8 protein-coding genes are annotated in these 15,147 nt (G+C 38.0%); 3 read left to right on the forward strand and 5 right to left on the reverse strand.

Features of this window, described 5'->3' with window-relative positions:
- Positions 1 to 5 precede the first annotated feature (5 nt).
- Positions 6 to 668, reverse strand: a complete 663-nt coding sequence (porT, locus tag I6U50_RS05935) for a type IX secretion/gliding motility protein PorT/SprT (RefSeq protein ID WP_198638173.1) — start codon at positions 666 to 668, stop codon at positions 6 to 8.
- A 4-nt stretch (positions 669 to 672) separates the two neighbouring features.
- Positions 673 to 1,401 carry a bifunctional demethylmenaquinone methyltransferase/2-methoxy-6-polyprenyl-1,4-benzoquinol methylase UbiE gene (gene ubiE / locus I6U50_RS05940; RefSeq protein ID WP_193711559.1) on the reverse strand — a complete coding sequence of 243 codons (729 nt, stop codon included), beginning with the start codon at positions 1,399 to 1,401 and terminating at the stop codon, positions 673 to 675.
- 138 nt (positions 1,402 to 1,539) lie between these two features.
- On the opposite strand from ubiE, the gene trkA reads away from it, so the two are divergent.
- Together trkA and I6U50_RS05950 are read left to right on the forward strand one after the other, a co-directional pair.
- Positions 1,540 to 2,889 (forward strand): Trk system potassium transporter TrkA, encoded by a 1,350-nt coding sequence (gene trkA, locus I6U50_RS05945; protein ID WP_193711558.1) that lies wholly within the window; start codon positions 1,540 to 1,542, stop codon positions 2,887 to 2,889.
- Complete coding sequence (locus I6U50_RS05950; RefSeq protein WP_193711557.1) at positions 2,889 to 4,385, forward strand: TrkH family potassium uptake protein; 1,497 nt, start codon at positions 2,889 to 2,891, stop codon at positions 4,383 to 4,385. The genes trkA and I6U50_RS05950 overlap by 1 nt, the downstream gene beginning before the upstream one ends.
- Before the next feature lie 289 nt (positions 4,386 to 4,674).
- Here I6U50_RS05950 and I6U50_RS05955 read toward each other — a convergent pair whose 3' ends face one another.
- Positions 4,675 to 5,868 carry a pyridoxal phosphate-dependent aminotransferase gene (locus I6U50_RS05955; protein ID WP_198638174.1) on the reverse strand — a complete coding sequence of 398 codons (1,194 nt, stop codon included), beginning with the start codon at positions 5,866 to 5,868 and terminating at the stop codon, positions 4,675 to 4,677.
- A 100-nt stretch (positions 5,869 to 5,968) separates the two neighbouring features.
- Positions 5,969 to 7,072: a fatty acid desaturase family protein gene (locus I6U50_RS05960; protein ID WP_198638175.1), complete on the reverse strand. Its 1,104-nt coding sequence runs from the start codon at positions 7,070 to 7,072 to the stop codon at positions 5,969 to 5,971.
- A gap of 120 nt (positions 7,073 to 7,192) precedes the next feature.
- Here I6U50_RS05960 and rsmG point away from each other — a divergent pair, with 120 nt between their 5' ends.
- Positions 7,193 to 7,822 carry a 16S rRNA (guanine(527)-N(7))-methyltransferase RsmG gene (rsmG, locus tag I6U50_RS05965; protein ID WP_198638176.1) on the forward strand — a complete coding sequence of 210 codons (630 nt, stop codon included), beginning with the start codon at positions 7,193 to 7,195 and terminating at the stop codon, positions 7,820 to 7,822.
- A 455-nt stretch (positions 7,823 to 8,277) separates the two neighbouring features.
- On the opposite strand, the gene I6U50_RS05970 is transcribed toward rsmG, so the two are convergent.
- Positions 8,278 to 15,063: a LamG-like jellyroll fold domain-containing protein gene (locus tag I6U50_RS05970; protein ID WP_198638177.1), complete on the reverse strand. Its 6,786-nt coding sequence runs from the start codon at positions 15,061 to 15,063 to the stop codon at positions 8,278 to 8,280.
- Positions 15,064 to 15,147 lie beyond the last annotated feature (84 nt).

The following is a 15,147-nucleotide window of genomic DNA, read 5'->3' on the forward strand; positions in this document are numbered from 1 at the left end:
CCCTTTTATTGGAATGTGAAGTTGAGAAATACAGCTTGTGATCGCATAGCATCTACAGCCTGGAATTTTGTTTCTGCCATTTCATTGTTTATGGTAAACACACCTCTTATTGAAGGTGAGAACTTAAAATAATAAAGATAAAGGTCTATACCCAGCCCAACTTCATAGTGGAAATTATTGGTTCTTAAACGCGTGTCTACATCTGGGTTGTTCTCATTACTGGAAAGATTTATTGATGTAGATAAACCTCCAACAACAAATGGTTTAAAGTTATTATTTCGGTCTGCTGAAAACTTCAACAATAAGGGAATGTGCACATAAGTAGCATTTACCTCCTCAATATCTTTGGTGTAAGGAGGTCTAAAATTTCGTGTATTAAAAGTAACACCCGGCTCTAACCGAAGGTCCAGATTGTTGTTTAGTCTTAAATTCCCAACCAGGCCTACGTTAAAACCAAGGGTTTTTTCAATAATGAGGTCATTCCCGTTGGGAGCTACTTCATCATTATATTTAAATTTAAAATCGTAGGTGTTAAAACCCAGGTAATATCCCCAGGACCAACGTTGTTTGTCAAAATTCTCGTTATTTATAATTTTATCTCCTCCAAAAATTTGTGCATTTCCAAATTGAACACAAAAAAGAAAGGTAATAACAAAAAGTTTCTTCATAATTTTATTTTGAAGCAGTGTAAATGGTTGCAACTCCAAGAGTTTGTGGCTTGTTTTCTATATCTATAAACCCAGTTTTCTTTAAAATATTGTTGAAAGCTTCCCCATGAGGAAATTCGGCTGCACTTTTACTTAAATAAGAGTAAGCTTCACGGTCTTTAGAAAATATTCGCCCAATTAAAGGTAGTATGTGGCCTGAATAGAGCTTATAACCTTGTTTAAACGGGAATTTAGTAGGTACCGAAGTTTCCAAAACTACAAAAATTCCACCGGGTTTTAGCACTCTTCTTATTTCTGATAGCCCTTTTTCTAAATCCTCAAAATTGCGTACACCAAAAGCTACGGTTATGGCATCAAAAGCATTGTCTTCAAAGGGCAGTGCTTCAGAATCTCCCTGAATCATCTCAATTTTATCGCTTAGGTTTTTAGCTGCAATTTTTTTACGTCCCACCTTCAACATACCTTCAGAAAGATCGAGGCCAACAATTTTCCTGGCATTAATATTTGCCATTTGTATAGCGAGATCTCCGGTGCCGGTAGCAATATCCAACACAGCAGTTGGTTGGTGCGCTTTTACCAAAGCAATAACTTTTTTTCTCCATTTAACATCGGTGCCCAGGGAAATAACCCGGTTTAAGCCATCATATTTCCCAGATATTTTGTCAAACATCTGCTCAACCTGCTTCTTTTTATTGAGACCTGAGTCTTGATATGGAGTCAATTTTTTGCCCATAGTACTATTTTTGCGTCAAAGATACACGATAAGAAATAATTGTACCTGAAACTTTTAGGATTTGTTGTAACAGACTTTGGTTTTTGGTTTGTCTAAAATACCTTACATTTGTTCTTCTTTTCAATTTCAAGCTGTTATATGAAGATAATTATTGCCGGAGCGGGTGAAGTGGGCTTTCATTTGGCAAAATTGCTTTCTTTCGAGTCCCAGGATATTACATTGATTGATACCAACCGGGACAATCTTAGTTATGCCGATACACATTTGGATATAAGGACTATTAAAGGAGACGCCACTTCTATTGCTATTTTAAAGGATGCGCAGGTAAAGCATGTAGATATGCTTATTAGTGTAACCTCTAGCGAAGCGACTAATATTACAGCCTGTGTTTTGGCCAAACAATTGGGTGCAAAAAGAACAATTGCCCGTATTTCTAATACAGAATTTCTTGAAAATAAGGAGGAAATTGGTTTTACACGCTTTGGTATAGACGAGTTGATCTCTCCTGAAGCATTGGCCGCCAGGGAAATTGCCCTACTTTTAAATCAATCTGCTTTTAACGATAGTTATGAATTTGAAAATGGTGCACTAACTATGATAGGCCTTAGTCTTTCTCGTAATGCATTATTTGTGGGTAAAACAGTTAAGGAAGCAGCTAATATTTTTCCAGACCTTAATTTTGTTCCTATAGCCATACAGCGTTATGGAACGCAGTATACATTAATTCCACGAGGCGATACACAGTTTAAGGAGGGGGATCAGGTAAATTTCATTACCCTGAAAAGCGGTGTGGAAAATCTTTATAAGCTTACCGGAAAAACCAAGCAGTCTATTAAAAATATTATGATTCTGGGCGGAAGCAAAATTGGGAAAAAAACAGCCAAGGATCTCTGCAGAAATAATTTTAATGTGAAATTGGTGGAGAGTGACAAAGGAAAAGCTTACGATCTCGCCGATGAGTTGCCCAATGCACTAATTATTCATGGAGACGGTAGAAATGTAGAGCTGCTAGAAGAAGAAAATGTACATGATATGGATGCTTTTATTGCCGTTACAGGCAATTCAGAAACAAATATTATGTCCTGTCTTGTGGCCAAATCCAAAAGTGTAAAGAAAACTATCTCATTGGTAGAGAATATGGATTATTACCAATTGAGTCATTCTATAGGAATTGATACTCTAATCAATAAAAAATTACTTGCTGCAAATAACATTTTTAGATATGTGCGAAAGGGCGAGGTAGTTGCAATGACCAAGATTAACAATATGAACGCCGAGCTTTTGGAGTTTATAGTAAAGCCAAATTCGCAAGTTTGCAACAAAAGGATTAAAAACCTCGATTTCCCGAGATCGGCTATTATTGGTGGAATTATAAGAGATGGGAAGGGTATAATTGCCTTAGGCGAGTTTACTATTACCCGTGGAGATCGTATAGTGGTATGTTGCCTGCCAAGATCTATAAAAAAGGTTGAAAAACTCTTTCTGTAATGCCTAGACTCAATTATCAAATTATTCTGCACGTTATGGGGCTACTGTTACTTTGTAATGGTGGCTTTATGCTTACAGCGGTTTTAGTGAGTTGGTTTTATGAAGACGGTGTAACTATAGATATTTTGGCTGCAGCCTTCATTACCTTGTTTTTGGGGGTGCTTTTTATGTTTACCACACGAGGTCACCGCAAGGAAGTAAAAAAGCGGGAAGGTTACATTATTGTAACTTTTGGGTGGATCTTTATGGCTTTAAGCGGAACATTGCCTTATGTTTTAAGCGAATCTATTCCTGCCTTTACCGATGCCTTTTTTGAAACCATGTCTGGGTATACCACCACGGGCGCTTCTATTTTAAATGATATAGAATCTATTCCTAAGGGTGTGTTGTTTTGGAGAAGCCTTACCCATTGGATTGGTGGTATGGGAATAATTGTTCTTGCTATAGCAATCTTGCCTTTGTTAGGAATAGGAGGGATGCAGCTTTTTGCTGCGGAAGCACCTGGCCCAAGTGCCGATAAACTTAAGCCAAGGATTACCGATACTGCTAAAAGACTATGGCTAATTTATGTAAGTTATACTGCGGCTGAAACTATCTTGTTAAAGGTAGCCGGAATGAGTTTTTTTGATGCGATAAATCATTCCCTTAGTACGCTTTCTACCGGTGGGTTCTCCACTAAGAACATTAGCGTTGCTTACTGGAACGATAGGCCTATTATTCAGTATATCATAATGCTTTTTATGTTCTTGGCGGGTGCCAATTTTGTTTTAAGCTATTATAGCTTTAAAGGCCGAATTCAAAAGGTTTTGCATGACGATGAGTTTAAATGGTACTTTTACTTTATAGGTATTTTTACCCTCGTAGCTTCATTATTTATTTATTTTGAAGCCGATGTTGCGCTTTCGCAAATAGATCATCCCATGGTTTGGGGAGAGGCCGAAAGTGCATTTAGGCATGCACTTTTTCAGGTTTTAGCGGTTATTACCACCACGGGTTTTGTAAGTGCCGATTATACCATGTGGACTCCCTTCCTTACAATTTTCTTCTTTGGAATGTTTTTTCTGGGTGGCTCGGCAGGGTCAACTGCGGGTGGGGTTAAGGTGATGCGACATATCATTATGATAAGAAATGGAGGGATAGAATTTAAACGGGCATTACACCCAAACGCTATTCTTCCTGTACGATTTAACCGAAAATCTATTGGAAAAGGAGTAACCTTTAATATTTTGGGCTTTTTTATCCTTTATATGTTGTCTTTTATTATTGGGTCTGTTGTTTTAGGTGGGTTGGGTCTTGATTTTGAAACAGCAATTGGTGGAGCAGCCTCTTCCCTGGGGAATGTTGGTCCTGCTTTTGGGGCTTTGGGGCCGGTAAATAATTACGATATTCTACCGCCTTTAGGGAAATGGTGGTGTTCTTTTCTAATGCTTATTGGAAGGTTAGAACTTTTTACGGTACTTATACTTCTTACGCCATTTTTCTGGAGAAATAGGTGATATTAATATTCTATTTAAGAAAATAGAAAACTTGTCTAAAAGAATAATTTTCTGTCAAGCTGAATTCGTTTCAGACTTTATCAAGAATTTGCTTCGGGATTCTAACCCGTTTTCTATTCTCCAACAACCTGCATCTCCGAATAAATTAGGGAGTTGGCTTTGAAACAAATTCAAGATTAAAATATTGAATAAAAATTAGAGCTATTAATGGTTTAAGTGAAATAAAAAAATCCCGATGGGTTTTAACCGCATCAGGATTTTTTTTAAAATATTATTAAGCACTTAAAATCTAAGCTTCAGAGAGTGCTGATTGAATTCTTTTCAGTGCTTCTTCAATTTGAGATTCACTTGCCGCATAAGAAATTCTTATACAATCTGGGTTTCCAAATGCATCACCGGTAACGGTAGCTACAAGAGCTTCCTCTAGTAAAAACATAGAGAAATCTGTGGCGTTTTCAATCTTATGGCCTTTAATTGTTTTTCCGAAGAAATGGGAAACATTCGGGAATACATAAAAAGCACCTTCAGGTTCAGTGGTTACAAAACCTTCAATATCATTTAGTAGATCTATAATAAGCTTTCTTCTTTTCTTAAAAGTGTCTACCATATAGCTAATTTCACTAACCGGGGCCTCCAGGGCTGTAATCACTGCTCGCTGAGCTATACAATTGGCACCACTGGTAATTTGTCCCTGCATCTTGTTACAGGCACGTGCAATCCAGGTTGGGGCACCTATATATCCAATTCTCCAGCCGGTCATGGCGAAAGCTTTTGAAACACCGTTCACGGTAACTACACGATCGTACATGTCTTCAAACTGCGCCATAGAAGCGTGCCCGCCTACAAAATTTATATGCTCATAAATCTCGTCACTTACCACAATAATGTCTGGATGCTTTTTTAACACATCGGCAAGGGCCCTAAGCTCTTCTTTGCTATAAACCATACCACTGGGGTTGCAAGGTGAACTATACCAAATCATTTTGGTTTTTGGGGTGATTGCTGCTTCTAGTTGCTCCGGAGTCATTTTAAAATCGGTTTTTACTGAAGTTGGAACTTCAACCGGAACACCTTCGGCCAATTTTACTATTTCAGCATAACTTACCCAGTAAGGACAGGGTAAAATAACTTCATCTCCTGGGTTTAATAAAACCATAGCTACATTTGCCAAAGATTGTTTAGCTCCTGTAGAAACCACAATTTGAGAATGGTCATAAGTAAGATTATTATCCCGCTTAAATTTATTGATTATCGCATCTTTCAATTCTACATAACCATCTACAGGCGTATAAGAATTGTAATTGTCGTTAATTGCTTTAATAGCAGCATCTTTAATAAAGTCTGGAGTGTTAAAATCTGGTTCTCCAAGGCTTAAACCTATAATGTCCTTCCCTTCGGCTCTAAGTTCACGCGCTTTTGCCGCCATAGCCAGCGTTTGGGAAGTGGCTAAATTGTTAATTCGGTTGGATAAGTGTTCTTGCATTTTTTTAATGGTTACAAATTAATTACTTACTAAATGAGATTGAAGAAAAATAAAATGATTCTTTTCAATCTCTATCTCGTAGAATTTTTTTTAAAAAAATCTACGAAATTGCAGGTTTGGCACCCATTTCTTTTAAATGTTGAAAATGGGCAATTATTGCTGCGCGTGTGGTTTTATATTCGTGATAGGGGAGATTGCATTCAAATGCTGTCTCCTTAACTATGCTAGCTATTTTAGAATAATGAATATGACTAATATTCGGGAAAATATGGTGTTCTACCTGGTGGTTTAATCCGCCGGTAAACCAGTTTACTATTCTATTTTTTGTTGCAAAATTAACCGTGGTAAACAATTGGTGAATAGCCCATGTGTTTTTCATAGAGCCGGTTTCATCTGGTAATGGCATTTCTGTTTCTTTTACCACGTGGGCCAATTGAAATACGATACTTAATATTAATCCGGCTGTATAATGCATTACGAAAAACCCTATCAAAATCTTCCACCATGCAATAGACAGGATAAGCATAGGAATAATAATCCAAATAGCTAAATAGATCAATTTAGTGATGGCTATAATACTCCATTGTGTTACAGGATTAGGCATTTTACCATAGGATAATTTGCGCTTTAAATAATTATGGGTCTGTTTAAAATCTGTGGTTAAGGCCCAATTAAAAGTTAATAAACCATATAAAAACACTGAATAGTAATGTTGAAAGCGGTGAAAGCTATACCATTTAGCGTGTTCAGAAAAACGTATTATTCTACCGGCATCTAAATCTTCGTCATGTCCATGTATATTTGTGTAGGTATGGTGCAAAACATTATGCTGTACCTGCCAGTTGTAAACATTTCCGGCAAGAACATATATGGTTCCTCCCATAAATTTATTGATCCATTTTTTTGAAGAGTAAGAACCGTGATTCCCATCATGCATAATATTCATTCCTACTCCTGCCATTCCGGCACCCATAACCATTGTAAGCAATAGCATCCACCATTGAGAAATATCCAGGGTGAGAATTAGAAAATATGGAGTTAGAAATAGAGAGAACATCACTACAGCTTTCAGGTGTAGTTTCCAGTTTCCAGTTTTTTTAAGATTATTTTCTTTGAAGTAGTCATTAACGCGTTTATTAAGTAACCTAAAGAATTTTGTAGAATCTTTTCGGGCGAACTTTATGTGATTTTGAATTTTTTCCATGTAATTTTTGTAAGCGGTAAAGGTAAAATTTTTACGTAGTTAATCTATAATTCAGTACGTATTAATATACGGTATTTTTAAAGCGGCAAATTATGTATTTTTGTCCAAAATTTGAAAACTTTGGAATTAATAAAGAAATACTTTCCCAATTTAACCGATGACCAGTATGCTAAATTTGCGCATTTAGAGGCCTTGTATAAAGACTGGAATCTTAAAATTAACGTGGTTTCGCGTAAAGATATTGACGAAATTTATTTAAGGCATGTGTTACACTCGCTGGGCATAGCAAAAATTCTAAAGTTTAAGCCCGGTACAGAAATTTTAGATGTTGGTACCGGTGGTGGATTTCCGGGTATTCCATTGGCCATTCTATTTCCTGAAACTAATTTTCACCTTGTAGATTCTATAGGGAAAAAGATAAAAGTGGTAAACGAAGTGGTAGAAGGTTCACAACTTACCAATGTAAAAACTACTAACTCCAGAGTAGAAGAGATTCCCGGCACCTTCGATTTTATTGTTAGCAGGGCGGTAGCTGCCATGCCTACTTTTGTGCATTGGACCAAAGGTAAAATAGCTAAGAAAAGTAATCACGAACTTAAAAATGGCATTCTTTATCTTAAGGGTGGAGACCTTAGCGTAGAACTTAGTGATTATCCGAAAGCTGAAATACACGAATTACGAGATTATTTTGAAGAGGAATTCTTTAATACAAAAAAAGTGGTGTATTTACCTTTGAAGTATAAACCCTAGAATTAGCTCTCGGTTCTCGGTTCTCAGTTCCTGGTAATTCTGAGTTTAATTTAGACTTCCTGGTGCCATGAATACACATATTTTATAGGCACTTCCAAAGGATGTAATACCTCGAGGTAGTTTACTTATAATTAGTGGATTCGTGGCAGTTTTTTTGGATTCTAATAATCAATAAAGCAGTAATTTAAAAAAAATGTGAATGATAGGCCGAAGCACGTGGTGATCTAGATTCTGATATTTATTGTTTTCAATTGTTGATTTGTTATTGCGAGGACGAAGGACTTGCGATCTGTTGTTGGCTCTGTTGTGTTGCCTATGAAATTGGGACTACCAACTCGGTTTTTGTTTATCGCTGCTTGCTTATTTGTTGTTTTTGTTGAAAAATTTTTAAACCAAAACTCACAACTGAAACCCCACAACCGATAACTCACATCCTGCAACCGAGAACTACCAAATCAATCTTTTCTAATTATTACTTTTTTAGCATAATCACCTGTATTGGTATAAACTTTTACAATGTAAACGCCCGAGCTTAAGGATTTTTTCTGTGGAATATGGATTTCCTTAATGTCTGGTATACCAAAGTGTTGGTCTACTAATTGACCTCCAATATTATAAATATTGATGTGTTCAATTTTATGAAGTTCGGGATTGCTAATTACAAATTCTCTGTTGGCTAAAGAGTAATAGTAATCGATAGGGCCCTGGCCCGGCTCTTTATCTTCCAGAATTGAATTTGGATCTTGAAAAACGATTTCATACCTGTTATTATATTCTCCTGCTGGTAAACTCGCTTTATAATCTGCCTTCCGTAAATCGTGATATGAACTATCACTATTATCTCGTAAGTAAATATCAATGATATCGGGCACATTCTCCAATTCCCCAAGCTCTATATTAAACTCCTTCTCTTCAGCAATAGTAATCCCAATAGGTAGTTTTTGGTCCAGGTTAAAATTGGGAACCCCCTGAATAACAAATTTGCTATCTTTTATAAGCCAGTACATGTCTTCAGGAATGTTGTCATTTAAAAGTGCATCGTAGCCTAAATCAAACCCGTTTGTAGTATAATTATCGGCAGTAACCAAAATCTCTCTTTGATAACCAAGTGGGGAAGAAAAGTTTAACCTTATTTTATATCTTGAATCTTTAGTTGTAACGGTTCTTTGACTTTTGGTAAGTTTGTTTGGTTTTAGAAATTGGGAATCGTTTGGGTTAACTTCAGAAGCAAAAGCTCTTTGACCGTTATTGAAGTTAATATCTCCTCCGCTTATGCTTAAACCAGGCGCCAGACCCGGGTCTAAAACTGTATTGACGAAAAACCCCTGAGCTACCGGAATAAATGGCCCCGGTTTTTTAGTTCCTTTAGAACCATCGTTATTAATACGCTCATCTATAGAAGTTGCCGATTGTACTGCACCCGATAGATTTATAGTAGCATATCCTCCAACATATTCCCTTAAAATATGTGTTTTACCGCCAAAATGATCCCAAAAATATAGCGCCCCGTTAAAAATATTTCTGGTGTTTTTAGCACCATTTACATCGTGCTTTGATAAATTATCCAGTATGAATTTTTTAACCTCTATCGCCGACGGATAAGGATTTCCTAAAAGATAATTTTGATCATTGGCAATGTTCAACGCATTCGTTAGAGGTCCGTTATTTGGAAAACCTTTAAAAGTGTAATTCTGAAGGTCCTGTATGTTGGCATTACCTGAGGTTCCCTTCATGGTATAGCCTTCTCCCGGCAATAAAGTACCATCTTTTCCTATATATTTCCATTCACTATATTGATTGGCATCGCCTCTAAATTTATACAGCCAACGACCACTAATTTTTCTTGGAACGCTATAATTTCCATCGGCATAAGTAACATGTCCGGGAGGTCCTATATCAAGATTTTTTGGAGATGCCTTATCGGTGCCATCGTGCATCACAGAGGCGATGGTATAAGACTGGTTTCCTGTATTGGAAACTACCGGAGAACTCCAATAGTTATAATTATAGCTATTGGCGGTTCCTTGCTGGTCACGGGTAAGATACCCCGAACCGGTAAGGATACTGCCTTCGGTTTGTACTAGCTGGGATTCTCCGTTAAGGTCTATATGTCCATTTAGTTCCAGATAATGTGTGATACGTAATTCGTTCCCCGAAGCGTTATCTTCTCCTTGCATTTTTAATTGAGTGGCAGGCTCAGAGAACAATCCTAATAGCTTAATGTCTTTATTGTTGGAATTTAAATCATTGTTTTGAACTGCGATATTCCAGTTTATTTCTGTTTCGTTATCAATTCCGATATCGTTAGGGAAAGTCCAATGTTTGGTAGCGTTTGGATCCCAGGAATTGCGGGTATGCCAGTTTCCTGTTGCTTCAGATTCATAAGGAAGAGGGGCAGAGGTTTGTTGGGAAGTGGTAATGTTTTTTAATTCTCCTGGAAAACCAATGTCAGACCCATCATTGTAGGGGTAAAGGTTTCCACAGTTTACTTTGTCCATTCTATAATACCCAATTAAATCTACCCAATTAAGATTTTTTATATTAAATGGAAGCACCTCACCGGCCACGGCTGCTCCATTATTTTCGATATGCTGATTCATCATCTCCCGTAATTGATTTGGTGTTAAAGCAACATTCCAAATTCTAAATTCTTCCATCCATCCATGAAAGTGATTTGTGGGTACGTTAAATTCAGACTGATCTACAGCACCTAGCAAGGCTTTGCTGAGGTTTGCATCGGGAGATCCACCGGCGGTAGATTTTATAAGAACCCCATCAACGTAAAGCTTATATTCTCCCGAAGAGGAGTGGGTAACAGCGATATGATACCACCTATTAGCTTGAACTTTATGAGGTGAAGAGTTTATAGTTCCGCTGTTATTCCAGTTAAAAGATACTTCTCCATCGTGAATTGAAAGATCATAACCTTTATTATCAGCGTAGTTTGCATCTCTTTTTGAAAAGATTGTTTGAATTCCGCTGGTAGATTCTGGTTTAACCCAAACTTCTATGCTGAATGCTTTTTTGTTGGTACTGTTGGATAAGTGATAATTGTCTTTGCTAAAATCTATATAATCATTAATTCCATCAAAGTTAATTTGATTACATTCTTTGATTTCTACTGTAATAGAATCTGAGCAGCCATCTACCGTCCAGGTTAAATTATAGGTTCCTTCGTTTCCGGTAAAAGTAGCATTGGGGTCGTTAATATCAGAAAAAGATTCCGAAACACAATTGTTAGTGCCACTTAGCCTTGTCCAGGTCCAGGTGCCTATTTCGCCAGTACCTGGGTCATCACAGTTTATACAGTTGGTGGGTTTTGAAGGATATGCTCCTTTTTCATTATTTTCAGTTGCTGTAAGTGTATTGTCATAAGCATTGAGTTGCACTGTATTTTGGCCGCATTCATCATTGGATAATATAATATCTTCTCCAGCATAGGAATAAGAAACAAGAATATTTATTAAATCTGTTCCCTCTTCATTATAAGTTCTACAACCGTTAATTAAAGCGGTTCCTCCATATTCGTGTTGCCCCGGCACGGCAGGAGTGAAAGCAATAGGTACTTCAGTACGGCCTACTACAATAGGATCTTCGTTGGGGTCTCCAATACCATCGGTCCATTCCAACTCAGTGTCTACAAAAACCTCTTCATTAACAATTATATTATCCATGGCCCAAACACTCTTATCGCTTGTTCCGGTAAATTTCCATCTAATTCTTACATTGTTCTCTCCAATGTAGTCTTCAAGAGAAATAGAGGTGTTGTCTGTACTAAAATTGTAATTGCTAGCATTAGATCCGGCATAGGATTCGGCAGTCCCTGCTGTAAACCATTTTTTAATCCCCGTGCCCGGTGAGTGCATTATCTGAAGCGTGGAATAAGTACTTCCCCCATCAGTTGAAATTTCAATTACTGCGTTGTCTCCATTGGCAAAATAAAAGGCCTGATCAAAATCTAAGCTTGCCGATACCGCATTAGATAGATCTAAAATAGGGCTTTCTAAGGTTGTGGGGTTATTTCCTTTGTATTGGCTGTCACTAAAGTCTCCCTGAGCTATCGCAAATTTACCATCGCCTCCATCGTAGGTGATATCACCAAATTCATGATCATTGGTACCCGACCAGTTTCTAGGTTTTTTTGAATTGCCACCGGCGGTAAAACCTCCGGGGTTTCCGTCTGTGAGCCATGAATTAGGATCCTGAGTATTTAGCTGTCCCTGATTAAAATCTCCAGGTGCTTCATTGGGTAATGCAGGTTGTGTAGCGGTATAATTACTTTTAGCAAGAAGATTTACTTCGTCTCCCAGGCAATATTTGTTATTCGTTTCCGGTTCTAAATTTTCAACTGTAGGGGCATCTCCTACGGGTAAAGTTCTTATATAAAAACTATTGGAATATTCGGCGCAGGTTCCTGTTTGAATAAGTACCCTGTAATAAGTTGAGACCAGTTCACCTTCTGCAAAGTTTGCTGTATGTGAGTTGCCAGTATTATTTATGATTTCCCAAATACCTCTATTGACCGAAAACTTCTCCCAATGTATAATGTTGCCTCTTTCGGCTGTTAAGTCTAATTCAACAGAAATAGCTTCGCCACATGCCGAAATATCAATTTGTTCCTGAAAAACAGAAGATTCAAAAGTGCCTTTTAATGTTCCACCATCTACATCTAAAGGTTTAAGCTCAATTTCCTGAATTTGTATTGATTTATTCCCTTTGCTATCAATAAACTCCCACTCAATGGTGTTAGTTCCAGTAAAGGAGTAAGGAAATTCAAAATTTTCACTTAAGTTTCCGGAGATAGTACCTTCACAGGCATCTGTAGCGGTTGGTATGTCTAATTCATCGATGCTGGTGATCTGGCATCCACTTATAATTTTTTTGGGTAGGGAGCCTGAATCGGGAACAGGAGCTATAGTATTATTAATTATAACATTTTGTTCGATTGGGCCAATTTCATTACCTGCAGCATCTTTAAAATACCAGTAAATGGTCTCTGAGGCATCAAAAGTAAGATTGGTAAGACCTGTTGTTCCGGTGATTGTTCCGTCGCAATTGTCGGATGTAGTTGGTGGCGTTACCGTTAGAGGGCATTCACTAACTAAATCGGGTAAATCCGGTATTGTTGGATCTGTCGTATCGTCAACGGTTATTTCTTGTGTTACATTGATGGAGTTCCCGGCATCATCTGTTACGCTATATGTTCTTATGATGATTTCGGGATTGCTATTGCCATCACTAACATCAGATACAAAAGCTACTACTGGATTTGAAGTGCAATTATCTGCTTCATCGGTAACCACTGTAGTATCTGCTGCGGGTACATCTGCAGCGCACTGTACATTTAGCGGAGCGGGATTACTGGCTGTTGGGTCTGTCGTATCGTTAACAGTAATTTCCTGTGTTACATTAATGGAATTCCCAGCATCATCTGTTACACTATAGGTTCTAGTGATAATTTCAGGATTGCTATTGCCATCGCTAACATCAGATACAAAAGCGACAGTTGGATTGGCAGTACAATTATCTGCTTCATCGGTAACCACCGTAATGTCCGGCTCAGGTACATCCGCAATACATTGGACATTTAGCGGGGCAGGATTACTGGCTGTTGGATCTGTGGTGTCATCAACAGTAATTTCCTGTGTTACATTGATGGAATTCCCGGCATCATCGGTTACGCTATAGGTTCTAGTGATGATTTCGGGGTTGCTATTTCCATCACTGGCATCAGATACAAAAGCGACAGTTGGATTGGCAGTACAATTATCTGCTTCATCGGTGACCACCGTAATGTCCGGCTCAGGTCCATCCGCAATACACTGTATATTTAGCGGGGCGGGATTACTGGCTGTTGGATCTGTTGTGTCATCAACAGTAATTTGCTGTGTTACATTGATGGAATTCCCGGCATCATCGGTTACACTATAGGTTCTAGTGATAATTTCAGGATTGCTATTGCCATCGCTAACATCGGAAACAAAAGCGACAGTTGGATTAGCAGTACAATTATCTGCTTCATCGGTAACCACCGTAATGTCCGGCTCAGGTACATCTGCAATACACTGCACATTTAATGGTGCAGGGTTACTGGCTGTTGGGGCTGTGGTGTCATCAACAGTAATTTCCTGTGTTACATTAATGGAATTCCCGGCATCATCTGTTACGCTATAGGTTCTAGTGATGATTTCAGGATTGCTATTGCCATCACTGGCATCAGAAACAAAAACGACAGTTGGATTAGCAGTACAATTATCTGTTTCATCGGTGACCACCGTAATGTCCGGCTCAGGTACATCCGCAATACATTGGACATTTAACGGAGCGGGATTACTGGCTGTTGGGTCTGTCGTATCGTTAACAGTAATTTCCTGTGTTACATTGATAGAGTTCCCGGCATCATCTGTTACACTATAGGTTCTAGTGATGATTTCAGGATTGCTATTGCCATCGCTAACATCAGAAACAAAAGCGACAGTTGGATTGGCAGTACAATTATCTGCTTCATCGGTGACCACTGTGATATCTTCTGTTGGTACATCTGCAATACATTGGACATTTAACGGAGCGGGATTACTGGCTGTTGGGTCTGTAGTATCGTTAACAGTAATTTCCTGTGTTACATTGATGGAGTTCCCGGCATCATCGGTTACGCTATAGGTTCTAGTGATGATTTCAGGATTGCTATTTCCATCACTGGCATCAGATACAAAAGCGACAGTTGGATTGGCAGTACAATTATCTGTTTCATCGGTGACCACCGTAATGTCCGGCTCAGGTACATCCGCAATACATTGGACATTTAACGGAGCGGGATTACTGGCTGTGGGATTTTTATTATCATTAAAAGTTAGCGTAAAAACTTCAGTAATTTCAAGATTATTATTATCACTTAAGGTAAGTGTGTAATCGCCTGGTGCAAGGTTGCTAATTTGATTTGTTGAACCAGTAAAACCATTTGGTCCAGTCCAGGAATAATTGTAGGGAGAAGCACCACCGGAAGCATTCGCCTCCAAATCACCATCGTTTGTGTCGTTACAGCTTGCTGGAGTTTCTGTTATGGTAACGCTTAATTCTTCATTTAACAAAAACCCAATAAAATAGGAGTAGTTGCGGTCATTGTTATGGGCATAGGGTTTTTCCGGCCCAAAACTAAAATTCGCCAAAGCAGTATTTTCGGAAAGTAGGAACAATCCGAAAATTAAAACTGCTAAAAAAAACCGGGGAGTAATTTTACCCATAGGCAACTAATTGTTACAAGAGGTAAAATTACACATAAAAAATCTACTTTAACAAGAATTTAAGCAAAAAAATATTATTTAAGA

Origin of the sequence: Salegentibacter maritimus, assembly GCF_016236975.1 — a bacterium.
In the GTDB taxonomy this organism is placed as follows: Bacteria; Bacteroidota; Bacteroidia; order Flavobacteriales; family Flavobacteriaceae; genus Salegentibacter; species Salegentibacter maritimus.

What these genes read in the sequence shown, in the direction of transcription:
- I6U50_RS05970 (WP_198638177.1), bottom strand. Translation starts at nt 15,063, where the DNA reads ATGGGTAAAATTACTCCCCGGTTTTTTTTAGCAGTTTTAATTTTCGGA.
- I6U50_RS05960 (WP_198638175.1), bottom strand. Translation starts at nt 7,072, where the DNA reads ATGGAAAAAATTCAAAATCACATAAAGTTCGCCCGAAAAGATTCTACA.
- trkA (WP_193711558.1), top strand. Translation starts at nt 1,540, where the DNA reads ATGAAGATAATTATTGCCGGAGCGGGTGAAGTGGGCTTTCATTTGGCA.
- I6U50_RS05950 (WP_193711557.1), top strand. Translation starts at nt 2,889, where the DNA reads ATGCCTAGACTCAATTATCAAATTATTCTGCACGTTATGGGGCTACTG.
- I6U50_RS05955 (WP_198638174.1), bottom strand. Translation starts at nt 5,868, where the DNA reads ATGCAAGAACACTTATCCAACCGAATTAACAATTTAGCCACTTCCCAA.
- ubiE (WP_193711559.1), bottom strand. Translation starts at nt 1,401, where the DNA reads ATGGGCAAAAAATTGACTCCATATCAAGACTCAGGTCTCAATAAAAAG.
- porT (WP_198638173.1), bottom strand. Translation starts at nt 668, where the DNA reads ATGAAGAAACTTTTTGTTATTACCTTTCTTTTTTGTGTTCAATTTGGA.